Origin of the sequence: Halobacterium sp. CBA1126 (assembly GCF_009741975.1) — an archaeon.
Taxonomy (GTDB): Archaea; Halobacteriota; Halobacteria; order Halobacteriales; family Halobacteriaceae; genus Halobacterium.
Genome location: NZ_WPCF01000004.1, coordinates 1 through 22,465, shown reverse-complemented (window position 1 = coordinate 22,465; position 22,465 = coordinate 1). Strand labels below are relative to the sequence as shown.

The 22,465-nt window shown below is 65.3% G+C and carries 27 protein-coding genes and 2 pseudogenes; 16 read left to right on the top strand and 13 right to left on the bottom strand.

All coding sequences use genetic code 11. The annotated features are described in order from the left end of the window. Positions 1 to 518 precede the first annotated feature (518 nt). A complete protein-coding gene (locus GJ634_RS01070) occupies positions 519 to 1,667 on the top strand; it encodes an ABC transporter ATP-binding protein (protein ID WP_157500032.1) in 1,149 nt (382 codons plus the stop codon). A 332-nt stretch (positions 1,668 to 1,999) separates the two neighbouring features. Further along, positions 2,000 to 2,248 carry a type II toxin-antitoxin system HicB family antitoxin gene (locus GJ634_RS01065; protein ID WP_157500030.1) on the top strand — a complete coding sequence of 83 codons (249 nt, stop codon included), beginning with the start codon at positions 2,000 to 2,002 and terminating at the stop codon, positions 2,246 to 2,248. A gap of 264 nt (positions 2,249 to 2,512) precedes the next feature. On the opposite strand, the gene GJ634_RS01060 is transcribed toward GJ634_RS01065, so the two are convergent. Continuing rightward, positions 2,513 to 2,995 carry an ArsR family transcriptional regulator gene (locus GJ634_RS01060; RefSeq protein WP_157500028.1) on the bottom strand — a complete coding sequence of 161 codons (483 nt, stop codon included), beginning with the start codon at positions 2,993 to 2,995 and terminating at the stop codon, positions 2,513 to 2,515. A 10-nt stretch (positions 2,996 to 3,005) separates the two neighbouring features. Between GJ634_RS01060 and GJ634_RS01055 the strand changes: the two genes are divergently transcribed. The 3 genes and pseudogenes from GJ634_RS01055 (at position 3,006) to GJ634_RS01045 (ending at position 4,128) form a co-directional block, all read left to right on the top strand. Then, a complete protein-coding gene (locus GJ634_RS01055) occupies positions 3,006 to 3,356 on the top strand; it encodes a hypothetical protein (RefSeq protein WP_197425348.1) in 351 nt (116 codons plus the stop codon). A gap of 144 nt (positions 3,357 to 3,500) precedes the next feature. Continuing rightward, a pseudogene (locus GJ634_RS01050) lies at positions 3,501 to 3,794 on the top strand (hypothetical protein); the annotation flags it as partial. A gap of 31 nt (positions 3,795 to 3,825) precedes the next feature. Next, positions 3,826 to 4,128, top strand: coding sequence for a hypothetical protein (locus GJ634_RS01045; RefSeq protein WP_157500026.1), 303 nt, complete (start codon positions 3,826 to 3,828; stop codon positions 4,126 to 4,128). Positions 4,129 to 4,287: 159 nt separating this feature from the next. Here the strand turns inward: GJ634_RS01045 and GJ634_RS01040 are convergent, their stop codons facing one another. After that, the gene (locus tag GJ634_RS01040; RefSeq protein ID WP_157500024.1) at positions 4,288 to 4,569 is read right to left on the bottom strand and encodes a PadR family transcriptional regulator; all 282 of its coding nucleotides are present in this window, start codon (positions 4,567 to 4,569) and stop codon (positions 4,288 to 4,290) included. A 317-nt stretch (positions 4,570 to 4,886) separates the two neighbouring features. On the opposite strand from GJ634_RS01040, the gene GJ634_RS01035 reads away from it, so the two are divergent. Both GJ634_RS01035 and GJ634_RS01030 read left to right on the top strand, forming a co-directional pair. Continuing rightward, a complete protein-coding gene (locus tag GJ634_RS01035; protein ID WP_157500022.1) occupies positions 4,887 to 5,300 on the top strand; it encodes a hypothetical protein in 414 nt (137 codons plus the stop codon). Between the two features lies 1 nt (position 5,301). Further along, on the top strand, positions 5,302 to 7,023 hold the full coding sequence (locus GJ634_RS01030) for a hypothetical protein (protein ID WP_157500020.1): 1,722 nt from the start codon (positions 5,302 to 5,304) through the stop codon (positions 7,021 to 7,023). Here GJ634_RS01030 and GJ634_RS15790 read toward each other — a convergent pair. Further along, positions 6,969 to 7,436, bottom strand: a complete 468-nt coding sequence (locus tag GJ634_RS15790) for a hypothetical protein (RefSeq protein WP_231736894.1) — start codon at positions 7,434 to 7,436, stop codon at positions 6,969 to 6,971. The two genes, GJ634_RS01030 and GJ634_RS15790, sit on opposite strands and share 55 nt — an antisense overlap. Positions 7,437 to 7,457: 21 nt before the next feature. Between GJ634_RS15790 and GJ634_RS15785 the strand changes: the two genes are divergently transcribed. The 4 genes from GJ634_RS15785 to GJ634_RS01010 are packed head-to-tail and all read left to right on the top strand — an operon-like array spanning position 7,458 to position 12,172. Beyond that, on the top strand, positions 7,458 to 7,847 hold the full coding sequence (locus tag GJ634_RS15785; protein ID WP_231736893.1) for a hypothetical protein: 390 nt from the start codon (positions 7,458 to 7,460) through the stop codon (positions 7,845 to 7,847). Between the two features lie 2 nt (positions 7,848 to 7,849). Continuing rightward, positions 7,850 to 8,950 (top strand): hypothetical protein, encoded by a 1,101-nt coding sequence (locus GJ634_RS01020; protein ID WP_157500018.1) that lies wholly within the window; start codon positions 7,850 to 7,852, stop codon positions 8,948 to 8,950. Between the two features lie 2 nt (positions 8,951 to 8,952). Beyond that, positions 8,953 to 10,068 (top strand): hypothetical protein, encoded by a 1,116-nt coding sequence (locus tag GJ634_RS01015; protein WP_157500016.1) that lies wholly within the window; start codon positions 8,953 to 8,955, stop codon positions 10,066 to 10,068. Then, positions 10,058 to 12,172, top strand: coding sequence for a VirB4 family type IV secretion system protein (locus tag GJ634_RS01010; RefSeq protein ID WP_157500014.1), 2,115 nt, complete (start codon positions 10,058 to 10,060; stop codon positions 12,170 to 12,172). The genes GJ634_RS01015 and GJ634_RS01010 overlap by 11 nt, the downstream gene beginning before the upstream one ends. A gap of 141 nt (positions 12,173 to 12,313) precedes the next feature. Here GJ634_RS01010 and GJ634_RS01005 read toward each other — a convergent pair whose 3' ends face one another. The 4 genes from GJ634_RS01005 to GJ634_RS00990 form a co-directional block, all read right to left on the bottom strand. After that, on the bottom strand, positions 12,314 to 12,619 hold the full coding sequence (locus GJ634_RS01005) for a hypothetical protein (protein WP_197425347.1): 306 nt from the start codon (positions 12,617 to 12,619) through the stop codon (positions 12,314 to 12,316). A gap of 64 nt (positions 12,620 to 12,683) precedes the next feature. Further along, a complete protein-coding gene (locus tag GJ634_RS01000; RefSeq protein ID WP_157500012.1) occupies positions 12,684 to 13,139 on the bottom strand; it encodes a type II toxin-antitoxin system VapC family toxin in 456 nt (151 codons plus the stop codon). Further along, positions 13,136 to 13,411, bottom strand: a complete 276-nt coding sequence (locus GJ634_RS00995) for a hypothetical protein (RefSeq protein WP_157500010.1) — start codon at positions 13,409 to 13,411, stop codon at positions 13,136 to 13,138. Before GJ634_RS00995 ends, GJ634_RS01000 begins: the two co-directional genes overlap by 4 nt. A gap of 218 nt (positions 13,412 to 13,629) precedes the next feature. Then, positions 13,630 to 14,643: an ATP-binding protein gene (locus GJ634_RS00990; protein WP_157500008.1), complete on the bottom strand. Its 1,014-nt coding sequence runs from the start codon at positions 14,641 to 14,643 to the stop codon at positions 13,630 to 13,632. A 75-nt stretch (positions 14,644 to 14,718) separates the two neighbouring features. Between GJ634_RS00990 and GJ634_RS00985 the strand changes: the two genes are divergently transcribed. Next, positions 14,719 to 15,183, top strand: coding sequence for a carboxypeptidase regulatory-like domain-containing protein (locus GJ634_RS00985; RefSeq protein ID WP_331713932.1), 465 nt, complete (start codon positions 14,719 to 14,721; stop codon positions 15,181 to 15,183). Here GJ634_RS00985 and GJ634_RS00980 read toward each other — a convergent pair. Both GJ634_RS00980 and GJ634_RS15780 read right to left on the bottom strand, forming a co-directional pair. Continuing rightward, a pseudogene (locus tag GJ634_RS00980) lies at positions 15,180 to 15,910 on the bottom strand (protein-L-isoaspartate O-methyltransferase). The gene GJ634_RS00985 and the pseudogene GJ634_RS00980 overlap by 4 nt on opposite strands. Positions 15,911 to 15,931: 21 nt before the next feature. Then, the gene (locus GJ634_RS15780; RefSeq protein WP_231736895.1) at positions 15,932 to 16,093 is read right to left on the bottom strand and encodes a hypothetical protein; all 162 of its coding nucleotides are present in this window, start codon (positions 16,091 to 16,093) and stop codon (positions 15,932 to 15,934) included. Positions 16,094 to 16,129: 36 nt separating this feature from the next. Here GJ634_RS15780 and GJ634_RS16540 point away from each other — a divergent pair, with 36 nt between their 5' ends. Then, on the top strand, positions 16,130 to 17,245 hold the full coding sequence (locus tag GJ634_RS16540; protein WP_331713931.1) for an AbrB/MazE/SpoVT family DNA-binding domain-containing protein: 1,116 nt from the start codon (positions 16,130 to 16,132) through the stop codon (positions 17,243 to 17,245). Beyond that, complete coding sequence (locus GJ634_RS00965) at positions 17,238 to 17,705, top strand: hypothetical protein (protein WP_157500003.1); 468 nt, start codon at positions 17,238 to 17,240, stop codon at positions 17,703 to 17,705. The genes GJ634_RS16540 and GJ634_RS00965 overlap by 8 nt, the downstream gene beginning before the upstream one ends. A gap of 45 nt (positions 17,706 to 17,750) precedes the next feature. On the opposite strand, the gene GJ634_RS00960 is transcribed toward GJ634_RS00965, so the two are convergent. The 3 genes from GJ634_RS00960 to GJ634_RS00950 form a co-directional block, all read right to left on the bottom strand. Beyond that, entirely contained in the window at positions 17,751 to 18,401 is a 651-nt protein-coding gene (locus GJ634_RS00960; RefSeq protein WP_157500001.1) for a protein-L-isoaspartate(D-aspartate) O-methyltransferase, read from the bottom strand. Between the two features lie 15 nt (positions 18,402 to 18,416). Further along, entirely contained in the window at positions 18,417 to 19,076 is a 660-nt protein-coding gene (locus GJ634_RS00955; RefSeq protein WP_157499999.1) for an HVO_0476 family zinc finger protein, read from the bottom strand. A gap of 129 nt (positions 19,077 to 19,205) precedes the next feature. Continuing rightward, on the bottom strand, positions 19,206 to 20,150 hold the full coding sequence (locus GJ634_RS00950) for an aminopeptidase (protein ID WP_157499997.1): 945 nt from the start codon (positions 20,148 to 20,150) through the stop codon (positions 19,206 to 19,208). A 121-nt stretch (positions 20,151 to 20,271) separates the two neighbouring features. On the opposite strand from GJ634_RS00950, the gene GJ634_RS00945 reads away from it, so the two are divergent. Together GJ634_RS00945 and GJ634_RS00940 are read left to right on the top strand one after the other, a co-directional pair. Further along, positions 20,272 to 21,279 carry a type II glyceraldehyde-3-phosphate dehydrogenase gene (locus GJ634_RS00945; protein WP_157499995.1) on the top strand — a complete coding sequence of 336 codons (1,008 nt, stop codon included), beginning with the start codon at positions 20,272 to 20,274 and terminating at the stop codon, positions 21,277 to 21,279. Between the two features lie 43 nt (positions 21,280 to 21,322). Beyond that, positions 21,323 to 21,706: an Hsp20/alpha crystallin family protein gene (locus GJ634_RS00940; RefSeq protein WP_157499993.1), complete on the top strand. Its 384-nt coding sequence runs from the start codon at positions 21,323 to 21,325 to the stop codon at positions 21,704 to 21,706. On the opposite strand, the gene GJ634_RS00935 is transcribed toward GJ634_RS00940, so the two are convergent. Beyond that, the coding region (locus GJ634_RS00935) for a RimK family alpha-L-glutamate ligase (protein WP_157499991.1) at positions 21,707 to 22,465 on the bottom strand (759 nt) is incomplete at its 5' end.

The window sequence follows — 22,465 nt, the reverse complement described above, 5'->3', positions numbered from 1 at the left end:
GAAAACAATCAGCATGCAACAAAAGTGATGTCCCCCCAGCTAACGTCGTGGGCGGCTCTCACTAAGGGGTAGGTCCACAGCTCCCGAAGAGTACGGCCTAGACGTCGGGCTGAGCCACAACAGCCTCTCGAGGAATATGGACTCCGATCCTTACCAACGGCTCGCTGACTAATGTTCGATGCACTATTTGTGTCCACAGTAGCACACGGTCGTGATACACATCCGAACCGCTCTCTCTTGGCTCGTATGTTAACGCCCACATCGCCAGCATGCTATTGACGTGTCGTACTCCGCCATCGGGATGAACGCTCCCCGTCGAGGTGAGAGTTGTACGGCAGAATGTCCACAACCTTCGCGTACGGCATCTTGTCGTTCCTGGACGCGAGTAAGTGAGTGAGGATAGATTGTGACAGGAGTGTTGGAGTCACTCTATGGCTGAAGTTGTAGACCCCGATCTCGTTGTTGCCACGTAGCTCTGCCTCCAAACGTTAATGCATCTTTACCAAGACGAACGGAGTATGGATGTAGAGTCGGACACGCCACTTTCTCTACAAGGTATTACCAAACAGTACGAATCGCTCACTGCAGTGAACTCGATTGATCTTGAAGTCGAAGCCGGTGAGTTCGTCGTTATCGTTGGCCCGAGTGGCTGCGGCAAAAGCACAACCCTGCGGATGATTGCAGGGCTCGAAGACATCACTGACGGCGACCTGTACTTCGGCGACGAACGAGTGAACGACGTAGCACCAAAAGACCGGAATGTCGCGATGGTATTCCAGAACTACGCACTCTACCCGCATATGAGCGCCCGCCGGAATATGATATTCGGAATTAATGCCGGCACCGACTCCTACTCCGACGAAGAAATCGATAATGCAGTCCAAGACGCTGCCGAAACCCTCGGCATCACCGATTTACTCGATCGAATGCCAAACCAACTCTCAGGTGGGGAACGACAACGAGTCGCGCTTGGCCGGGCACTCATCCGTGATCCCGACGTCCTTCTGTTGGACGAACCACTAGCGAACCTCGACGCGAAACTCCGAACCGAAATGCGGACCGAACTCGACAGAATCCACCAACAGTTCGGCGCAACCACAATCTACGTCACGCACAATCAAACTGAGGCGATGACACTTGGCGACCGAGTGGTTGTACTGAATAACGGCGAGATCCAGCAAGTTGATTCACCCCAGACACTCTACGACTTCCCTAAGAACCGATTTGTCGCAGAATTTATCGGCTCACCAACAATCAATCTGCTTCCAATCTCTCTCACCCATGCGGACGGGCATGTATACGCAGAACGCCACGGCACCGAAGACGATTTCCGAATCGACCTTGGTCAATCAGAGGACTTCCCCAGTACTGATCGATCGGAGGCGATCCTCGGCATTCGACCTGAAGACCTCTCTCTCGAACACAACACAACGTACAACCACCCCACTCCCCTCTTTCTAACAGTTGAAACAACAGAACCACTCGGAAACTCAATGGTCGTGTACGGTACTATCGCCGACCAAGAAGTGAAAGTCAAAGTGGACGCACACGCCTCCGTATCAGTCGGCAATACCCTCTCACTCGTCTGTGACCCGGATCGAATCCACCTCTTTGACACCGAAACCGGCGACGTGTTCCACCACTCTGCCAACACAAATCCAACCTGAAGAATTCCAGTGGCCCACCTATGGTTTTGACAGACTAATCTCCGGAACGCTGGTTTTCTAGAGGTATTGATTGGTAATTGGAGTGAGTGCGTCGACGGTCGGGTCGACGAGGGAACCCTCGTCCCCGATAAGTCGTCGGCCGCCGAATCCGGATGCACAGCAGCAATCAGCGATTGAGTAGGGTGGGGTAGTTCACTATAGTGGTTTGACTCCCCGTGGTCGGCTTCCTCCCACGGCTGTCGCCGTGGGCTAGCGAGAAAGATACAAACCCTCTGAAGTCGGGGAGAATAGTTGTAACAAGGTTTTTACAGTGGTCCTTCGAACGTTGTTGTATGTCGACAGGTGTCGATCCGGCGATTACACTCACGAAAGACGACGGCTGGTGGATCGCCAAAGATACCGAAACGGGTGTTTCTAGCCAGGGCCGCACCCGAGCGCAAGCACTCGACAATCTTGACGAGGCTCTCGATGGGTACCACGGAGACGGCGACGAGCCCACTGACGAGGAACTCCGGGAGATGGGGATCGACCCTGAAAACAACCAATCTGGTTCTCTCGACGAGTCTCCACTCTTCGACTGATTGCAGCGTCTGCATGTCTACCGGCCCGTTCTCTGGCAAAGATGTAATGGCGGCGAGTGGGCGTGGCTGTTCGCGCCTCGTGCGGCCACGCAGTTCGAGGATCTCACGCTCGGCCGGGTGCCCCGACTCGATGGCCGACTCCCGGAGCAGGCGCGCCACGAACTTAACCAACAGTCCGCCCCGTGAACGAGCGTCTGTTGGTTAACCCGAACGCACAGCGGTACCAGCGGGGAAGCCCACCCCTACGGGGTGATTTCTCGCTCGCTATGTGTCACTAGCGACGGCGTCGAGCTCGGGCTCGTCAAAGTCGAGTGCGTCCGCGACAGGGCCCGGAAGCTCCGGCCGTGGCGCCGATTCGTGGCGCTCGATTTTCTCGGTCGTCCGCGTGTTCTCGTAGAAGGCGCGTGCGACCGGGAGGCCACGGAGATACTTGTAGTCGTGGAGGACCTCGACGCCTCGCTCCGTGAATCCGTAGAACTGAGCGGGAAGGTCGCGTTTTCCCTTACTCGGTTCGTACGTGTAGCGTGCGAGGAGCCCGGCGTCGATCAGCGTCTCCAGCTGGTCTTTGATGGCCGCTTGGCTCTTCCCGGTCATATACTCGAGTTCGGCGAGGGATATCAGATGAGCGGGGTGGCCCAGCAGCTCCTGAATGATGAGATGGCGCGTATCCTGGGACAGCAGCTTGAACAGCCGCTGCTGTTCCGCGAACGGCCCTGCATCGGCCGCGCCAGTGCCGGTCTCGCTCATACGTGCTGGTATGAGGTCGGGCGCTATAACAATTAAGCTCATCCAGGCCGCTCTCGAGATCGCGTTTGCGGACGAGTTGTCGGCGGCTGACGTCCAATCGAAGGTCGAGTCACTCGTTAATCGCGCCCAAGAGAGCGGGCTCAACATCGACGAACAGGCGGTGTGGGATGTGATCGACGACCGGGCAAACGAGGGCGACGAGCCGGCAACGTACAGTTGGGTCCATCGCAACAAGCTCCGCAAGTTCGAACTCCACGAACGGTGCTTCCCGTGGACGACAGCGGACGAACTTCGAACGCTCGTTGCCGAACTCCCGTCCCCGACACCGCGTCCGGAGTGGGAAGCAGGTGGTAATCGCTGACCGTTCAACCGCTCGAATCAGAGGCGCTCGGTTGCGGTCGTGTTTGTCTGCGCCCGCGGAGCGGTGGAGGCGCACGCTCGTCTCCACTGAACCATGTCTTCCCAGCAACTCAGCGCGGTTCCTGACACAGTTCCACAGGGTATCGCTCGAACTGACCTCGACCCACGGACGAAGCGAGCGCTCGAGGAGGGGATGGCCGTCTCCCTGCTCGAAAAGGGCGGCCGGTACGAGGTGCGGACGGCGTCCGGGAACTGGTACGAAGTCGACGTCGTCGACGAGACGTGCACGTGCCCGGATTGGGAGTATCGCACGCCGGAGGGCGGCTGCAAGCATCTGCGTCGGGTGGACGTCGAACTCAAGCTCGGTCGTGTGCCGCGGCCGGATGGTCGACTGCCGGAACAGGCGCGCACGAGCGTTAACCAACAGAACGCCCCGTAAGCGAGCGTCTGTTGGTTAACCCGAACTCACTATGACAGAGCCACCAACCCCACCGAACGTACTGCCCGGCGAGCTCGTCGATGCACTCGACGCGTGTTCGGCCGAACAGCTCCGAGCGGTCGCGACGTACGCCGACGAGCTCGCCGCGTATCGAGCCGAGGAGGCCGTGGAGGTAGCCGAGGACGCCGACACTGATGATCGGCCCGAGAATGTGCCTGCGAAGGCATCGATCACGGTCAAGGAGATCAACGACAACCGCTACTACTACTGGCAGTGGCGGGACGGCGACCACATTCGTTCTGCGTACAAAGGCCCCGTCAACCCGGACGAATAGCTCGTGGTCGTCGGGCGGTTGCGGGCGACAAGTCGAAGGTGCCCGTAGCCGTGCCTCTCTCGATTTTGGTGCCCGCCGCCCGTGGACGCCCCACCGCCCCGCCCACCGCTCCGTGCTCGCTCCCGGTGGTCGCTGCGCGCGCAGCCACAACCTTGCTCCTCACTCGCTCAGATCGACGTACTGCTGTTCCCACTCGCGGCGTGCCGTGAGTTCGCGGCGGCCGCGGCGGGTGAGGGTGTAGTAGTTGGTGCGCTGGTCGAGCTCGCCCTTATCGACCAGACCCTTGTCGACGAGGGTGTCCAGATTGGGATAGAGGCGGCCGTGATGGATCTCCGACTCGTAGTATTCCTCGAGTTCGGCTTTGACGGCGAGACCGTGCGGATCATCTAAGCCAGCTATAACAGCGAGCAAGTCTCGCTGGAAGCCCGTGAGATCGTGCATAGTTCGGCTGACCCTACCAGCTTGTATAATTCTTATTACTACTCTTTACCGAACCAATCAGTGAGAGAATACTTCGGCGATGCTATCGAACCCTCGCGTACTTGAGGAGCGTTCTTGCACCTGCACGTCGTCGATCGTGAACCGAGTACCACTCGACGAGCGCCTTAGATACTAGCCAGTCGATTCTAGGTTATTTTCCGAATACTAGGGGAAAATATATCCATTCGACGCCATTCACTTTTCGAACACTCCGTTACCGCGTCTCACGGCATCGACGTCCTGGTCGCAGTCTCCCAGTAGCCCGTCGACACAGCACCATGGATCGCTACACGCCCTCCGAGTCCACCGCGAGCGACGCCGACGCACCGCCATCCAACTCGTTGTCGCGCTCGACCGCTGTCACCATCCTCGTGGCCAGCGTCGTTCTGGTCCAGCCGGCGGCCGCCCAGAGTAGCGCCGTCTGCGGCGCGGACAACCTGCCCCGCATGATCGAGGGGTTCTTCCAGCTGACCACCGCGCTGGGCATCGTCGGCCTCGCCGTCGTCTGGCAGGCCGACTCCCTCATCGAGATGTTCACGCTCAACCCCGAGCGCAAGAAGGGACTGAAGCGCCACAAGCGCTCGGCGATGAAGTCCGCGGTCGTCCTCGTCGTGCTCGGCCCGCTGTACACCGTCGCCGGCTCGATGATGCACCTCCCGCTGGCGACGTGCGTCGACCTCGTCCCCTGGTAGGATGTCCGCCCAGCTCGTTCGAGCGCATGCCCTCGTGGCTGTTCTGGTCGTCGCTGGTGGCATCACGAGCGTCGCGGCCGCCGACCCACCACGTCCCGGAACGGAGGACAACGGCCTGACGGAGAACGAATCCGCGACCCTGTGGTCCCGGGATACCGACGACTACATCTCCCAAGCCGAATACCGCGAGCGGTACGGCGAGACCCGCTCGCCCGTCCAGCAGGTCGCGAACGGGACCGACGTCACGTTCACACAGCCGCCCGCAACAGCGGCCACGTGGACCCAGCATGACTTCCGCGACCTCGACCCGGGCGGCGCGAATACGTCCCTCCACCCGCCACATGCGGACCTCGCGGATGGCGTGTTCATCAGGGACGCCCACGCGACGATGTTCGCGGTGCAGCCGTCGACGCGCGCCCACCTCGACGCTGGCGAGACGCCGCTGTACGTCGCTCCCAACGGCACCCTCCGAGGCCTCGTGGATTACCGCGTGCAGGTCCCAGGTGGTGCGACCGGGAACACGACCAGCGACTGGTCGCTGCTCAGCCACAACATCACGGCCGTCCGGCTCCTCGAGGGCGGCGAGCCAGTCGCGAACACGACCGGCTCACAGACGCCGACGCTCGCGTATCGCCTTCCAGCAGAGTGGGCGACGACGCTCACCCTCGAAGCAGACATCGAGGTCCGCCTCCAGCACACCACACGCCGCGACGGTGAGCCCGTTGAGACGACCGTCGAGACGGAGTCCGTGACTGTCCACGATTCGCGCGCCGTCGAAGTGTACGACCCATCGGTGACGACCCACTACGCCACGTACCCCAACGGTGACGTCGGTGTGACCGTGTTCCAGGCGCGGCCGTGGCAAGGGTTCACGCTCACTTCCAGCGGGGATGCTCGTGTTCGTGGCGTGTGGCGGTTCTACACGGCGCGCAACACGAACTGGGATACCCTCGTGCGGGCGACGCAAGATGGAACGACCGCGGTCGAATCGGACGCGTTGCCCGTGTTCGTGCACGCGTATCCATCCCGTATCGGCCCGCGTACTGAGCCGGTACGTCGTGGCCCGAATCTCATCGACGCGTGGGGCGTCACCCGGGCGTCGCCAGCGGGCACGCTCGGCGACAACGTGACTGTCGACGTCGTTAATCAGTCGTACACGACGACCTACGGGTTGGCGGTCCGCGCCGACGATGTCGACCACGATGCGCTCCAGGTTCGCGGCGTGGTTCGCGGCGTCAACGCCACGGTCACCGAGCCCGCCGATGGGGCGGCCCGCGAACTCCGGTCGAGCACGCTCTCCGTGCGTGTTCGGGACCGGACGCCCACACACGCGACGCTTCGCCTCGAACTCCGTGACGCGCGGAGCGGCGCCCCCATCGAACTCGACGACCCAGCTCGCCGGCATTCGATTCACGACGCCAGTCGAGACGGCGTCATCGCCATCGGCGACCAGCAGGTGGCGACGAACGCGTCCGGGGTGGCCATCGTGACTGTCGACGACCCGGGAATCTACACGGCGCGCTACCAGCCCGGCTCGTGGCTGAGTCACGAGCCCGCGTACGTGTCGTCGACGGCGACCGTGCGGTGGCATCCACTCGGCACTCTCGACGGCTGGGTCGCGCTGCTCGTCGACCTCGGGTGGCGGCTCCTCCCGTTCGCCGTCGTCTACTACGCCGGCACCCGCCTGCTTCGACTGCTCGGCGTCGACACTCGCTTCCAGTAACCCATGTCCAACAGCAATCCCGCGTTCGACCGGCGCACCGCCCTCCAGACAGTTGCCGGCGCCGCCCTCGCGAGTCTCACCGGCTGCCTCTCCCAAGATTCGTCCCCAAGCCAGGGGTCGGATGCGGATGGTGGCCCACTCGAACAGGTTGCCGTCGACGCACCGCAGTTGTCGTCGACCTCGGTGCTGATGCTGACGTCGACCGGGTCAATCTCATTCAGCCGAACGGCGAACTGTTCGCACAACGCTCGGTCGCCGCTGGCGTCCAGCAGCTCTCGTTCGACATCGGGACGACGTATCCGCCCGGCGAGTACGACGTCATCGCCCGCCAGGGCGAGGAGACGGTTGCCGAGCAGTCGATTGAGATTCAGCCCGAAATTCATATTCGCGAGGTCGGGCTGTTCCGGAACCATCCAGAGAAACCGTGGGACGAGGTGTACGGCGAATCCGAAACAAATCGCCTCAAGAACGGCGAAGCATTCGTTACAATCGAAAATACCGGAACTGGCCCTGGTGCTGTTATCGGCTTACAGTTTACTGGGGATGTTCCGAATCCGCTTGAAAACCCTAGAGGGAATGGGATTCACGGGGCGGAGCAAATAATCATTCCCTCCGGAAAGAAAATCGATCTTTTCAGTAGTTCATACCCGTTTGGCGCAGAAACTGAATCGGGGGTGGGATGCTCACCAGAAGGTAATCGTGGGCAGTTTACTGTTGCTGTCGAGACCCGGATTGGAAGTGATGAAGTCTCGACCCAGTATGACGCGGAGTACTCTGGCTCTACTGATATGACTGACTGTGAAGTTACAATTCGGGAGGCATAACGATGGTTGACCTAATTGATATCGTCCTTGAAGGGTTCAAGGAGATTGTTAGTTGGCTCATCAACCTCTTCATGCAGGGTCTTCGGTCAGGCTACGAAGATCTATCTGAGGCGACGTTTGGTACACCCACACCGGAGACAAACGCGGCACTCGTCTTTGGAAAGGCAACTAATGAGCCTTGGAGCACTCTCCAAGAAGCGCTCCTTGGTGGCGAGATTATGCTGATCTCTCTCCTTCTTCTTGTGATGAGTGTCCAAGGGCGACACGCCATTCGCATCTTCAATATCGGAAGTACGTACGAGGCACGGAAAACAAGAAAGACAGCTTGGGTCGGCGCCTTCCTAATCCTCACTTGGTACTGGATAGGAACTCTAGCGCTCTATCTCGTTGATGGGTTCACTCTCGCCTTAATACCGTCTTTTTCCTCGATTACCCAGGTGATGCTCAGTTACTTAGAAGATTTCCTAATGAATCCTGGGCTGTCTCTTCTATTTGCCTTGGTAGGTGGTCTCGGCATGTGGGCGTTAGAAGCTCTGTTCTACATTCGGGAAGTCCTGCTCTACGTCTACCTGTACGGGATGCCGATTGGGTTCGCTCTCGCTTACGGAAACGTCCCGGTGGTCTCGAATATCGCGGCTGAGTTCACCAAACGGTTCGTGCCGCTAGCGATTCTCCCACTCCCAGCGGCGGTCGTGTTCAAGGGGTACGACCTCCTCTACGGGAGTGGGTCCCTCACCCCGGGAACGGCGTTTCTGAAGTATCTCGTCGCTGCGTCTCTTCCACTGATTGCGCTCTACGTCACGTGGAAGACGTTCACGTTCGCGACGCCGCTGACAGCGAAGGTGGTTGGTGGGGCAACGAGAGGGGCGGCCCTCATCGGCGGGGTCGCGGCCGGCGCGTCCGTGGCTGGCGCTGGCGTCGCGACGACAGCGGCGCGCTGGGGACCGAAAGCCGCGGCCAGCCACGCCGTCGCCCAGAAAGCCGCCACGGATGACCAGAACGACGATGCGACGCCGGCGTATCGGCGAACCGAAAACGAACCCGGCGAGCGGACAGGGGCGAGTGACGGCCGCGGCATGGAGTTCGACCGGGGGATCCACTAACGATGGTCGACCAGGACGCGGCCGCTCGGCGCATCATGGACCAGTTCGGCGAGAACGGCCGCATCCCCGTCATCAATATCGACGAAGGGGATGTCGGTGTACTCATCGCGTTCCCGATTGTCGGCCTGCTGCTTGCGGGGTTCACTGGTGTCGAGTCTCTGGCGCTCCCGCTCGTCGCCGGTGGCCTCGGCCTCGGGGTTGCCGTCCTCTACGTCTCTCCCGACCATCTGAACGCGTGGACGTGGGCCAAAGACATCTACCGGTACGCGAAGCGCCCTCGCGTGACGTTCAGCGCGCCGGACGATGAGAATGGGCCTACTGGAACAACACGTACTGAGGGCGGGCTCGCGAACTACACGCCGTTCCAGCCGGACGAGCGCACCCAGGACCTGACGAACGTCGAGCGGGCGTGGCCGGGCGCTGGCGCGATCCAGCGGCAGGATGGCGCGATGGAGGCGTTCGTCGAGGTTACGCCCGGGAACATGGATTTCGCGATGGCCGACGACTGGGCGCAACTGCAGGAAGCCGGGGCGTCGTTCGCCAACAAGGAGTTGGATTGGCCGTTGAAGTTCCACGCGACGACCCAGTCATTTCCGGTGGAACGGGTCACGGAGAACATCGAGGAGCGCCTCACCGACGAGGATGTCGAACAGAACCCGATCTTCCGCGAGCTCCTCGAGGAGTACCGGGAGACGCGCCCGGAGGAGATGCGCGAGCGCGGCAGCCAGCAAGTACGGTACTTCATCGGCGTCGAAGTGTCGCCGATCGAGGTCTACGACCGGTTCCGCGACGAAGCGACACCCGCGGAGAAGCTGACGCAGTTCCCCGTCCTCGGGGTTCTATTCCGCCCGTTCGTGACGCGTCGCGAGGACCTCACTGACGTCGAGCGGCGCGCCAAGATGTTCGAAAAACTCGACCAACGAATCAACGACGTTCGCGCGGAGTTCATCCAACAGGCGCCGGGGTGGTCGGCGCGCCGGCTCAGCACGGTCGAGCTGTTCGTGTTGAACCAGGCGTTCTGGAACGGCCGCGAACACGACTACGGCGACCCCGAGCGCGCCGTCCGCGACCACGCAATCATCGGCCGCTCGCGCCGGGAGGGCGAGTATGACACATAATCCGATTCTGCAGGCTGGCGGGGTCGGTCGCCAGCTCGGGGAGTGGCTGCCAGCACCGACCACGCTACCGGGCGCGGTCCTGTACGGCCTCCTCGCAATCGGCGCCGTCCTCGTCGGCGCTCACCTCTGGCGGTGGTATGGGGGCGACAACGAGCCACAGGTGTCGTTCGCTGACGTCCTCGACGAGGAGACGCTCGAGGACGGCCGCGTGGAGGGCCAGCTGCTCGACGACATCGCGGCATCGCAGCAGACGGCGACGGCGCCAGATGCTATCAAGTGGGAGACGCGTGCAGCCCGTGTCGGCGAACAGTGGACCTCCACCTTGTACATCGCTGACTACCCGGATTATCCGAGCGACGGGTATCTCAGCGAGCTGTTCGAGCTGACGGACATCCAGTTCGACCTGACGGCGCACGTCAGGCCGCGCAACCAGGAGCGCGCCCGGGACGAGTTGCAGGACATCGCGGACGACCTGCAGGTGGATGCGGACCTCGAGGAGAGCGTGCGCGGGGCGTACCTGCAGGAGCGCGCGAACGAGGCGGCGGCGACGTACACGGCCGTCGAGAACGGCGCCCAAGTGTTCGACCAGAGTCTGTTCGTGACAGTGCGCGCCGACGAGAAAGACGAGCTGCGGGATGCCGTCCAGACGGTGAAAAGTACGCTCCGCGACGACCCGGCGAACCTCACGCCGAAAACAGCGATCTGCCGGCAGGACCTCGCACTACAGTCGGCGGCACCCATCGGCAGTAATGAGTTCGGCCGCGAGTCGATTGCGCTCGGTGGCGCTGTCGGTGCGCTGTTGGCGTCCCCACAGCAGGCGACCATCCTCGAGGAGGGTGGCGTGGAGTTCGGCATCCACAAGGATACGCGGAGCCCGGTCGTCATCGACCCGTTCAGCCGGGAGAACGGCTACGCGATGTTCACCATCGGGGATCCGGGCTCGGGGAAGTCCTTCAGCGCGAAACAGAACTTCATCCGCTCCATCGAACAGCACACGGACCGGATTGGGGTGATTCTCGAACCGCTCAACGACTGGGCTGGTGTGGCCGAGGCGCTGGATGCGAAACGCATCACGGTCGGTGGAACGCTCGGGTTGAATCCCCTGGAGCTGCGGCAAACACCGGAGCGCGTCCAGCGCGCGATGGGCGAGGACGCGAGCCCGTTCAACGAGAAGCTCGACGACGCGATGAGCTTCCTCACGAACTTCTTCGCACTGCGGGGAATTTCGTTGGGCGACCGGCGAACCACGCTGGAGCTCGCGCTCACGCGAGCGTACGCCACCCAGGGAATTACGGAGGACATCTCGACGCACGACAACCCCAGTCCGACGATTCGGGACGTGATGGACGTCCTCGAGGCGATGGTCGAGGACCCCGAGGAGTTCGTCGTGCGGACTGACGCGGAGGCAGAGAAGCTCCGCGAGGACGCGACGTGGCTGCTCGACCAGCTCCGTCCGTTCGAAGACGGCGGGCGGCACGCGAACCTCGGGCGGGCCTCCGAGTTCGACATTCGGGACGAGAACGTGATTTATCTGGACCTCGCCCAGCAGGAGGGGAGCGTCGACAGTTCGACGACGCTGACGATGCAGTTGCTCATCTCGCTGGTGTACGAGCGCGCGAAAGTCTCGGCGAAGGAGGTCGTGTTCTACATCGACGAAGCCCGCTATCTCATGCAGGACGCCGCGAGTCTGGCGTTCTTGGAGACGGTGTTCCGGCATCACCGGCATCACGACCTCTCGATTCGGCTGGTCACGCAGACCGTCGACGAGTTCTTCGAGCACGCCGAGAGCGAGGCCATCCTCGACCAGTGTGCGGTCAAGCAGTTCCACCGCCTCGACGGGATGGACGAGGCGTGGGCCGACGAGTTCGGATTGAACTACGCGCAGATGCGATTCGTCCAGGATGCCGTTCCAGGAAATGAGGATGCGGGGTTTGCGGAGGCGCTCGTTGGGGTTGATGGGGAGTGGCGCGGCATCACGGTCGAAGCGATGCCCGAGGAGAAGGAAGTGATTGACTTCGATCCCACCAAGCAGGAACGGTCGTCGTTGCCCGGTTCGGGGGACGAGCGCAGTACGACGAGGCAGGAGGACAACGTGGATGAGTGACTGGTCGAAGCCGATGGGAGTGGCCGTTTTGATGGCTGCTCGTATGCAACGCTTAACCAACACCACGGAGGAACTGCCGGATGCTGTTGGTTAAGGACTGAGGCAGTTCTTGATCCGTCGCTACGGCGCTACTCCACCATTTCACGGTGTGGAGTGTGCTTCGAATTGCCTCGTAGTCGCGTCTGTCCGCACCGAATTCCAGCGGTTCGACTCAGCTTCTTGCCCGTACAGAATCCCGTCGATATCCCCTTCGTCCGTCTCGACGTCCGAGTCGAACGTCGCCTCAAAGAATGGGACGACGCTGTCTTTCTCCTCGTAGGAGTCGTCAACTAGCCGCGACAGTACTTCCTGCTCGCTGACTTCCCGGCCCGTCTCCCTGCAAATCTTCGCCTGTAGCTCTTCGAGACGAAACTTCGCGTCCTCGTCGACCCTCACCTCCTCTGACATGTGCTACCGTCCTCTCCAAGACTGGGTCAACGTTTCCACGACCCCCTGTTCGTTCACCGCTCGCTTAGTCCGTGCGCTCGCTCCGTTCGCCCACACTCGACGGGGCCACTCGCTCGACAATTCCATCGAAATCGTCGTCGAAACTCAGCACGGTGTCGATATCGTGGCGCTCGCAGAGCGCGACGGTCGTCGCGTCGGTGAAACTCAGACCGTGGTCGTCGTCTCTCTCGAACGCCTCGACTGCGTCGTCGAACACCGCGCTCGATACACGACGCAACTCGTACGCTTCCGGATACGGGTCGACGCCGCGCAGTCGCTCCCCGAGGCGTTTTGCCGGTCCGAACGACCCGCTACGTGCGAGCGTCAGCGTCACTGCCTCGTCGTAGACGTAGTCGCTGACGTACGGCTGGCCGAAGTCGCCGTCGTAGACTGCGTCCAGCGCGTCACTCGCCGCGTCGTGTCTCGCCGCGTCCGTGTCGTGGTCCGCGTACAGGACGCCGGTGTCGACGAGCACCGTCATCCGTACAGAATCTCGTCGATGTCCTCCTCGTCAGTCTCCACGCCCGAACTGAACCGGCCACGACTCATCGCTTCTTTCTCCGCCTCGGAGAGCGGCACTGTCGACTCCCGGAACGAGTCGACGACCGCCTCCCGGGATTCGTAGGCGTCGTCGATGAGCCGCGACAACAACTCCTGCTGGGTGACTGACTGCCCCGTTTCGAGACGAATCTCGGCCTGGAGCTCTTCGAGCCGGGATTTCGCGTCCTCGTCGACCTTCACTGCCTTCGACATACGATGTAGTTACGTCTGTAACTGGGTAAACGTTTCCACGACTCGATTCACCCTCGAAGACGACGCTCGCTGCCCCGTGGACCGTGCTCTCCCTGCGGTCGACCACGCGACTCACGGCTCACTCCGTTCGCCGCTCGCTCAGCCCGTCGTCTCCCTCCGGACGACGACGCGGCTCGCGCATCGCTACGCTCCGCGCTCGCTCAGTCCGTGGCCTCGTTTCACTCGGCCACGCGGCCCCCACCCTCATGCTCCGTCCGCCGCTCCCGCACGCGCACCGTACACACCGTCTCGGTTGCGTCGTCGACGACCAGCGCGTCCCCGGTCCGCGCCGGCAACGCCGCTGCCACCGACCCCGAGAGGTACGTCGGCCGCGTCGCCGCCAACGCGTCCACGTCCCGCTGCGACGTGAGCCGATGCGCGACCACCAGGTCCGACTGCGATATCGCGGTCTCCGGGAGCGCGCTCGGCCGCTGGGTCGCGAGCACGACGCTCGCTCCGGGCGCACGACCGCGCGTGTACAACGTATCCACAGCAGCGGCGGCCGCACCGCTCGCGCACGCGTGCGCCTCGTCCACGAGGAGCCACGGGAGACTCCCCATGCCGTCCAGCGCCGCGCGGTACAACCCCGACGCGACGGCCGCGACGACCGCCTGCAACGCCGGCGTCTCCAAGCCCGTGCCGTCGAGGACTGCGCCGTCGGCGAGTAGGTCCTCCGCGGTCGGCGCGTCGGGCGCGAAACACCCCCACGAGTCCGCGAGGGCGAGGTGGTTCGCGGCCGCCCGCCGCGCCGCAGCCCCAGCGTCGGCGTCTGCGACCCACGCGCGCATCGCGTCCAGCGTCGCCGTCTCCGCGGCCGCCCGCCAGACGAGCGTCCCTGCAGCGCTCGTCGGCGCCACGTCGAGCAGCTCGCACCACGCCCGCGGCGGCAGCGCGGCCGCTCGCACCCGCGGCTCGAGGACTGGCACGCCCGCCGCTTCGAGGCCACCGAACGCGCCCATCGGGTCGACGACCACGGGCGCGACGCCAGCGGTCGCCGCCAGCCCCTCCGCGAGCACGCCGAGCGTGTACGACTTCCCGCTGCCGCGCTTCCCCACGACGACGCCGGCGTGCGGTCCCGCGAAGTCCACGCCGACGCGCGCGCCGAGACTCCGGTCCGTCGCGAGGTACCGGCCGAAGCGCCCGAACGCGTCGCCCTCACCGTCGCCGTCCCCCTCACACCCGAGTACGTCCATACCGGCGTTGTCCGCGGCTTCCCAGATGAACCTCGGTGCGAGGGTTCAAATGCGGAGCCGGGACCAACCCGCGGCGTGTTCGACTCTCACTTGCTCCGGCTCGACCAGTTCGCGCGCGACGAGCGCGCCATCGAGGGCCTGCCCGTCCGGCTCGTCGTCGCGTTCGTCGTCGGCGTCGCCGTCCTCAGCGTGATGCTCAGCATGGTCTCGGGCGTCGACACGCTCGCCGTGAGCGAGCTCGACGCCAGCCCCGACCCCGACGTCGTCACGCCCGGCGACCAGTCCGTCGACGTGACTGCCGTCGACGCGGACGGCGACCCGGTCGCGGGCGCGACAATCGTCGTCAAGCCGGGGACCGCCGACCTCGACGGCGTCGCCACTGCGACCACGGGCGACGACGGCACGGCGACGCTGGACATCACGCCCACGCTGGGCGCGAATCAAGCAGATGGGACGCTCCAGATCTCCGTGAAGCCGCCGTCCGGGTCGGAGTACGCCGACCGCCGCGAGAACACCGAGATTCTGGTCGTCCGCGACTAGTCCCAGTCGATCCAGTCCTGCTCCCAGCCCGTCCGGGACTGGGCCTCCTGGGCGGCGCGCTCGCGGTCCTCGCGGACCGTCCGGTTGCGCTCGACGGCGCTCGCCTGCTCGCCGTCGACGAGCAGCGGCGCGAACGCCACCGGCCCGTGCACGGAGGCGGTCTCCCGGTCTTCGATGGCGACGAGACGCTGGTCGGTCGCGCCCTCCGGATACACCAATCGCCCGCCGTCGGCGAGCTGGTCGAGCAGCGCGGCGGGCGGGTCGACCGCGGCAGCCTCGACGAGCACGCGGTCGAACGGCGCGTACTCCGGGAAGCCGCGCGCGCCGTCCCGGCAGTCAACGAGCACGTCGCCGTAGCCGGCGTCCGCGAGGTTCGCCCGCGCGTCGTAGACCACTTGGCGGTCGATGTCGACGGCGTGGACGCGCTCCGGGCCGACGATCTCCGCGAGTACGGCGGCCGTGTAGCCGACGCCCGCGCCGACGACGAGCACGTCGTCGCCGTCCTCGGGCGCGAGCGCGTCCACCAGCCGGCCTACGGTCGACGGAGCGAGCACGCGCGTGCCGCGGTGTTCCAGCGACTGGTCGGTGTACGCCCGCCGGTCCTCGTCGACGAACTCGTGGCGCGGCACTTCCCGCATCGCTCGCGCGGTCGCGCCGCGTCGACGGCGGCCTTCGTGTCGTGCTGGAGGCTGTCGACCATGTCCGCCCGGAACGCCGCGAACTCCATACCCGGGATTCGCGGGCCAGCTTATTGAGTGGCGCGCCTGCGGCCGGCGACGAACCGGTACTCGGTCCCGGGGACGTCGCCCGCGCGGACGTCCGCGAAGCCGGCGTCCGCGAACCACTCGCCGACCGCGCCCTCCTCGTAGCAGGCGCCGCGCTCGGTCGTCGCGAGCAGCTCCGCGGCCACTCCAGCGTCGACCGTCTCGTCCCGGAACGCGTCGACGTGGATGGCGAGCCCGTCCGCGCTGGTGGCGTCGCTGGCCGCAGCCAGCAGCGGCGGTTGTCGTCCGGGCCGTACTCCCGGGCGACGCCCGCGTGGAACACGACGTCGAACTCGCCGTCCGCGCCCGCCAAGGGGTCGCCGGCGACGAGGTCGACGCGCTCTCGCTCCAGCAGCGGCTCGACCGCGTCGACGACGTCGGGGTCGTCCAGCAGCGTCACGTCGAACCCGCGCCGCGCGAACTCGACGGCGTGCCGGCCCGGCCCGCCCGCGACCACGAGCACGTCCTCCGCGTCCGGGTGCTCTCGGACGGCCGCAGTGACGGCCGCGCGCACGCTGGCGTCGTCCTCGGCGGCCCGCGCGCCGAGGCGGTTCCGCGTCCAGGTGCTCGAGCGCTCGGGGACCTCGCCGGATTCCATCGTCTCCGGGAGGTCGACCAGCGCCTCCACGGTGTCGAGGGCATGCGGCAGCCGCCCGATGGAGCGCACGTCGGTCTTCGTCACGAACCCCAGCATCCGGTTCGTCGGCTCCACGCCCTCTTCGACCTCTTCGAGGAGGCCCATGTCCAGCAGCGCGTCGACGGTGATGCGCGCCGCGCGCTCGGTCACGCCCGCCTCGCGGGCGACGTCGTCGACCGTGTACGCGTTCGAGACGAGCGCGTCCAGCACGCCCGTCTCCCGGGCCGCCCGCAACAGCAACAGCTCGCGGTACTCCATACGGACAGCGTCTGCCGCCCCGCGCATAACAGTAGCGACGCGGTTCGGATTCGGGCTGACGGGTGTCGGCAGTGGGCTGACCAAAACGACTATCTTTGTTCCCACTCTATGTGGGAACATGACGACGGTGGATTCGAAAGGGCGAATCGTCCTCCCGCAGGAGCTGCGGGAGCGACTCGGTATCGCTCCCGGGACCGAGGTCGAGGTCCGCGAGGAGGACGGGAAGGCGGTCGTCGAACCCGAAGACGACCCGTCGGACGTCATCAGCCGCATGGAACGACTCGTCGCGGAAGCGGCGTCGGAGCGAGCGGGGACGGAGCCACGCACCGAAGGCGCGGACCCGGTCGCTCGAACGCACCGAGACGCTGTTCGCGAGGGCGCACGGAACCGCCAGGATGAGTGACGCTGGTGGCCCGTACCTGTTCGACGTCGGCGTCATCGCCCTCGCACACACGGAGACGCCGGTTCGGGACGCTGCGCTCTCGTACGTCCGGGACGCCATCGCCGGCGACATCGACGCCGTCGTCCCGTATCCGGCCGTGGTCGGCGCACACACTGTGCTCACGACGTACTACGGACATTCGAACGCGAACGCGTCTCGACTCCTTCGAAATTTCATGGACGCGAAACGAATTCACTGGTACGACGGGATGCACGAAGCCGTCGTTCGGGATGGCTTCTCCCGGGCGGGTGACGCCAACGTCGACGGCTGGGACGGGTACTACGCCCAGGTAGCGACCGACGAAGGGGTGAACACGGTCCTGACCATCGACGACGACTTCGAACGGTTCGACGCGTTCGCCACCGAGGTCATTCTCTCGCCCGACGAATTCCGGACACTGAACGAGTTTCTCGGACCCTGAGTCCGCGCCCGGAACTGGAGAAACTACCGTCGTCTAGCCACCGAATTAGGAATCGCCGCCCTGCATCCGCACGAACCGCACCGCCCCCTCGTCGGACTCCACCAACCCACCGTCGTCGTCTTTCTCGGCGGAGACGAGGCGCTGGCTGGTGCCGCCGATGGGCGCGACCAGCCGGCCGCCGTCCCGCACCTGTTCGACGACCGCGTCCGGGAACTCGGGGGCGGCACACGTCAGGTAGGCGGCGTCGTAGGGCGCGTGCTCGGGCCAGCCGTCGTGGCCGTCGCCCTGCCGGACGGAGACGTCACCGTAGCCCGCGCGATCGAGGTTCTCCCGGGCTGTTTCGGCCAGCGATTCGACGTACTCGACGGAGAAGACGGCCTCGCTGCCGACGAGTTCGGCGGTGACCGCGGCGTGGTAGCCGCAGCCGGTCCCGATTTCGAGCACGCGGTCGCCCGGCCGGAGGTCGAGCTCGGTGGCCATGATGGCGACCATGTGCGGCGCGCTCACCGTCTGGTCGTTCCCGATGGGGAGCGGCCGGTCGTCGTAGGCGGCGTGCCGGCGGGACTCGGGGACGAAGCAGTGCCGCGGCACGTCGCGAATCGCGTCCGCGACGCGCTCGCTGACGTTCGGGCGGGCGGCGAGCCCGTCAGCGAGGGCGTCGCGCTCGCGCTCGAAGTCGTCGGTGTCGTCGGTCATCGGTCCGGAGTCAGGCTACCACGGGGACCACGCGCCGCTGGTCTCGTCGTCGCCGTAGACGCGCTTGACGTCCTTCGCGAACACCACGTCGCCGTCGTCCCCGAGCTTCGGGAACTTGTAGCTGTCAATCGCGTTCTCGCGGACGTGGATGCCCGTAATCGTGAACGCCTCGTCGCCGAACTCCTCGGTCTCCCCGACTGCGAACTCGTAGTCGCCGGGGACGTGGACTTCGATGCTCCGGCTCCCCTCCTCGCTGTCCTCCTTCGGGTTGATGGTGACGTCGACGCTGACGTTCCCGACCTCGCGCGTCCACACCGTGTCGATGTCCGCGGCCGCGGCGCGCGTCGTGCGGTCCTCGGGCCCGGTTTCGATGCTCGTCACGCGCACCTGCGCGATGAGCGCCTCGGTCTCCACGACGAACTCGTCGCCCTCGTAGACGGTCTCCTCCGGGTCGAACTCGACGGTCCCGGTGAACGACTCGTCGTCCTGTGAGACGATGACGTCGACGTCGACGGTGGTCTCCTCCTCGATGGGCTCCTTGTGGACGTGGCCGCAGTCGGTACACTTCACGGTCGCGTTCCCGCCCCCGGTGGTGAGTACCTCGTGGACGGTTTCGAGGTCCTGCGAACACGACGGACACTCGAAGGGGACGTGCTCCCCGACGTTCTCGCTCATAGCGCTCATTAGCGCCCCCGTACGTAAAAGACCGCGGAGTTGGGGTTTCGAGGCGAGAGTTATTTTCCTCCGTCGCTGGCTTCGGCGACGTTTCCTCGAAAGCCCCGGCGGGCTACGGTCGCGCGCTCGCTACGCTTGCGGCAGGTCGACTTCCTCACCGTCCGCGTAGACCGTGGGCTCTCGGACGATGCCGTCGAGGTGCAGCGGCGCGTCGGTGTCGCCGCCGATGCCGGCGTCGTCGCCGATGGCGATGTGGACGGTGCCGGCGGCTTTCTCGTCGAGGAGGACGCTCCCCACGAGGTCGGTGACGGCGACGTTCGTGCCGATGCCGAGTTCCGCGAGGTTGTAGGCGTCCCGGCCGACCTGGTCGCTGGCGGCCTCGACCTGCTCGCGGACGCCCGAATCGGAGATGTCGGTGACGTAGCCGTCCTCGACTTCGAAGCGGAGCTGTTCGTCCTCGGCGAGGAGGCCGTGGGGCATCATCGTGCCGTCGACGACGTACGTCCCGTTGGCGTCCTCGGGGGAGACGAACACCTCGCCCGCCGGGAGGTTCGAGAAGTCGCCGGGCTCGTGGACGATGCCGGTGTCGTCGCGCCACTCCCGCTCGCCGGGCTCGAAGGTGATGTCCGTGCCCGCGGGCGTCGTGACACGGAGTTCGTCGGCGCCCTCCACTTGCGCGAGCACGTCCTCGCAGTGCTGGGCGATGGTCTCGTAGTCGGCGTCAAGCCCCGTGGTGAACACGTCCTCGGTGATGCCGGGGAGGGTAGCGCCGCGGGCGCCGGCGTCGTTGGCGGCGCCGCGAGCGCGCGTGTGACTCAGGCTCTTCGTCGTCGGCGCGAGGAACACGTCCGCGTCCTTCATCGCGGCGGCGACGGGGCTCGGCGGCTCCTCGCCGTGCTGGTCGCCCGGCGGGTATCGCAGCAGCGTCGCGTCCGTCCTCTCGCAGGCCACCTCGTAGAGCGCCTCGCCGATTGGCAGGCGCTCGTCGTCGGTCACAATCACGCAGGACTCCCCGGCTTCGAGGCCGAGGCACTGTTCGACCGCGGTCTCGGCGGCCGCTCGCAGGTCGGTCATACTGGGTCGTTCTCGCGGCCCCGCGTTAGGTCTTGTTGCTTCGCCGCTGCGCGGATTCACTCGCGCCGTGGTAAATCGGTGCTGCGAAACGGTTAACCACCGGGACGTGGCAGTCTCTGGTATGATTCGCGTCGGCATCAACGGCTACGGCACCATCGGGAAGCGCGTCGCGGACGCGGTCCGCGACCAGCCGGACATGGACGTCGTCGGCGTCGCCAAGACCAGCCCGAACTACGAGGCCGAACAGGCCCTCGCCCGCGGCTACGACCTCTACGCCGCCATCGAGGACCGCTCGCACAAGTTCGCGGAGGCCGGCATCGAGACCGCGGGGCTGGTCGACGACCTCGTCGCGCAGAGCGACGTCGTCGTGGACGCCACGCCCTCGGGCGTGGGCGCGCAGAACCGCGCGCTCTACGAGGAGTACGACACGCCCGCCATCTACCAGGGCGGCGAGGACGCCGACGTCGCGGACGTCTCGTTCAACGCGCGCTCGAACTACGAGGAGGCCGTCGACGCCGACCACGTCCGCGTCGTCTCCTGTAACACCACGGGGCTCTCCCGGCTCGTCGCGCCGCTCCGCGAGGCGTACGGCGTCGAGAAGGTGCGCGCGACGCTCGTGCGCCGCGGCGGCGACCCCAGCCAGCCGAATCGCGGCCCCATCAACGACGCGCTCCCGGACCCCATCTCGATTCCGAGCCACCACGGCCCCGACGTCAACACCATCTTCCCCGACCTCGACATCGACACGCTCGGGCTGAAGGTGCCGACGACGCTGATGCACATGCACGCCATCAACGTCACGCTCGCCGCCGAACCCGACGCCGCGGAAGTCCGCGAGCTCCTCGGCGAGCAGTCCCGCATCACGGTCGTCGACGAACACCTCGGCATCGAGGGCACCGGCCAGCTCAAGGAGTGGGCGCTCGACCGCGGCCGCCCGCGCGGCGACCTCTGGGAGAACTGCCTCTGGGGGGAGTCGGTCACCACGGAGGGCAGCGACTTCTACTGCTTCCAGGCCATCCACCAGGAGTCCGACGTCGTCCCCGAGAACGTCGACGCAATCCGCGCGGTCACCGACAGCGCCGACGCCGCCGAGTCGGTCGCCACGACCAACGACAGCCTCGGCATCTGAGGCAGTCCGAACGCTTTTCCAGCGCGCCGCCTAACGCTCGGGTATGAGACGCGACGACCGGGACGACCCATTCGACGACATCTTCCGCGAGATCGAGCGGATGATGGACGAGATGATGGACGGCACGAACGGGTTCGAGGGCGACCAGTCCGGCTTCTCGACGGACACCCACGTCGACGTCCACGAGACCGACGACGAGGTCCGCGTCATCGCCGACCTCCCCGGCGTCGAGAAGGAGGACATCTCCGTCCAGTGCGACGGCGAACACGTCACCGTCAGCGCGAGCAGCGACCTCCGCGAGTACGACGAACGCATCAGCCTCCCCGGCCCCGTCGACCCGCGCTCGGGCTCGGCGAGCTACAACAACGGCATCCTCGAGGTCACGTTCGAGCGCACCGGCGAGTCGACGAACATCGACGTCCAGTAGCTACCGGTCTGCGGTCCGTTCCACGAGCGCCGCGAGCCGGTCGTAGAACCCCGCGTCGTACTTCTCCTCGCTGTCGATGGTCGGCCGCGCGTTCGTCTCGCTGACGACCGCCCGGTCGCCGCTCACGAGCAAATCAACACCGAGGAACGGCACGTCCAGCGCGTCCGCGGCGTCCACCGCGAGCGCGCGGAGGTCCTCGGGCAACGCCACGCCCGCCGCGTCTGCGCCCCGGTGGACGTTGTGCTTCCAGCCGTCCGGGGCCGTGCGCTGGACGGCGCCGACGACCTCGCCGTCGAGGACCATCACGCGGTAGTCCGCAGCGTCCGGCAGGAACTCCTGCACGAGGTAGGACTTGTCGCCGGTCGCGCGGTAGTCGTGGACCAGCTCGAGGTAATCCGTCACGCCCGACAGCGAGTCGGCGTCGTGGACTTTCGTGACGCCGACGCCGCGCGTCGTCGAGTTCGGCTTCACCACCACGGGCGGGTCGAACGCCGCGAAGGCCGCCCGGACGTCGTCCTCGTCGGCGGGGTTCGAGACGTACACCGTCTCGGGCACGGGCACGCCCGCGTCCGCGAGCGTCGCGAGCGCGCCGGCCTTGTTCCGGGAGCGCAGCACGGCCGCGCGGTCGTTCACCCACGGCACGTCGAGGAATGCGTCCACGACGCCGCCCTCCATCAGTCGTCCGGGAAAGACGAACCCCGCGTCGAAGTTCTCGGGGTCGAACGGCGGGTCTTCGAGGTCGGTGACGTGCTCGCGGAC

What these genes read in the sequence shown, in the direction of transcription:
- GJ634_RS01070 (WP_157500032.1), top strand. Translation starts at nt 519, where the DNA reads ATGGATGTAGAGTCGGACACGCCACTTTCTCTACAAGGTATTACCAAA.
- GJ634_RS01065 (WP_157500030.1), top strand. Translation starts at nt 2,000, where the DNA reads ATGTCGACAGGTGTCGATCCGGCGATTACACTCACGAAAGACGACGGC.
- GJ634_RS01060 (WP_157500028.1), bottom strand. Translation starts at nt 2,995, where the DNA reads ATGAGCGAGACCGGCACTGGCGCGGCCGATGCAGGGCCGTTCGCGGAA.
- GJ634_RS01055 (WP_197425348.1), top strand. Translation starts at nt 3,006, where the DNA reads ATGAGGTCGGGCGCTATAACAATTAAGCTCATCCAGGCCGCTCTCGAG.
- GJ634_RS01045 (WP_157500026.1), top strand. Translation starts at nt 3,826, where the DNA reads ATGACAGAGCCACCAACCCCACCGAACGTACTGCCCGGCGAGCTCGTC.
- GJ634_RS01040 (WP_157500024.1), bottom strand. Translation starts at nt 4,569, where the DNA reads ATGCACGATCTCACGGGCTTCCAGCGAGACTTGCTCGCTGTTATAGCT.
- GJ634_RS01035 (WP_157500022.1), top strand. Translation starts at nt 4,887, where the DNA reads ATGGATCGCTACACGCCCTCCGAGTCCACCGCGAGCGACGCCGACGCA.
- GJ634_RS01030 (WP_157500020.1), top strand. Translation starts at nt 5,302, where the DNA reads ATGTCCGCCCAGCTCGTTCGAGCGCATGCCCTCGTGGCTGTTCTGGTC.
- GJ634_RS15790 (WP_231736894.1), bottom strand. Translation starts at nt 7,436, where the DNA reads ATGGTTCCGGAACAGCCCGACCTCGCGAATATGAATTTCGGGCTGAAT.
- GJ634_RS01020 (WP_157500018.1), top strand. Translation starts at nt 7,850, where the DNA reads ATGGTTGACCTAATTGATATCGTCCTTGAAGGGTTCAAGGAGATTGTT.
- GJ634_RS01015 (WP_157500016.1), top strand. Translation starts at nt 8,953, where the DNA reads ATGGTCGACCAGGACGCGGCCGCTCGGCGCATCATGGACCAGTTCGGC.
- GJ634_RS01010 (WP_157500014.1), top strand. Translation starts at nt 10,058, where the DNA reads ATGACACATAATCCGATTCTGCAGGCTGGCGGGGTCGGTCGCCAGCTC.
- GJ634_RS01005 (WP_197425347.1), bottom strand. Translation starts at nt 12,619, where the DNA reads ATGTCAGAGGAGGTGAGGGTCGACGAGGACGCGAAGTTTCGTCTCGAA.
- GJ634_RS01000 (WP_157500012.1), bottom strand. Translation starts at nt 13,139, where the DNA reads ATGACGGTGCTCGTCGACACCGGCGTCCTGTACGCGGACCACGACACG.
- GJ634_RS00995 (WP_157500010.1), bottom strand. Translation starts at nt 13,411, where the DNA reads ATGTCGAAGGCAGTGAAGGTCGACGAGGACGCGAAATCCCGGCTCGAA.
- GJ634_RS00990 (WP_157500008.1), bottom strand. Translation starts at nt 14,643, where the DNA reads ATGGACGTACTCGGGTGTGAGGGGGACGGCGACGGTGAGGGCGACGCG.
- GJ634_RS00965 (WP_157500003.1), top strand. Translation starts at nt 17,238, where the DNA reads ATGAGTGACGCTGGTGGCCCGTACCTGTTCGACGTCGGCGTCATCGCC.
- GJ634_RS00960 (WP_157500001.1), bottom strand. Translation starts at nt 18,401, where the DNA reads ATGACCGACGACACCGACGACTTCGAGCGCGAGCGCGACGCCCTCGCT.
- GJ634_RS00955 (WP_157499999.1), bottom strand. Translation starts at nt 19,076, where the DNA reads ATGAGCGAGAACGTCGGGGAGCACGTCCCCTTCGAGTGTCCGTCGTGT.
- GJ634_RS00950 (WP_157499997.1), bottom strand. Translation starts at nt 20,150, where the DNA reads ATGACCGACCTGCGAGCGGCCGCCGAGACCGCGGTCGAACAGTGCCTC.
- GJ634_RS00945 (WP_157499995.1), top strand. Translation starts at nt 20,272, where the DNA reads ATGATTCGCGTCGGCATCAACGGCTACGGCACCATCGGGAAGCGCGTC.
- GJ634_RS00940 (WP_157499993.1), top strand. Translation starts at nt 21,323, where the DNA reads ATGAGACGCGACGACCGGGACGACCCATTCGACGACATCTTCCGCGAG.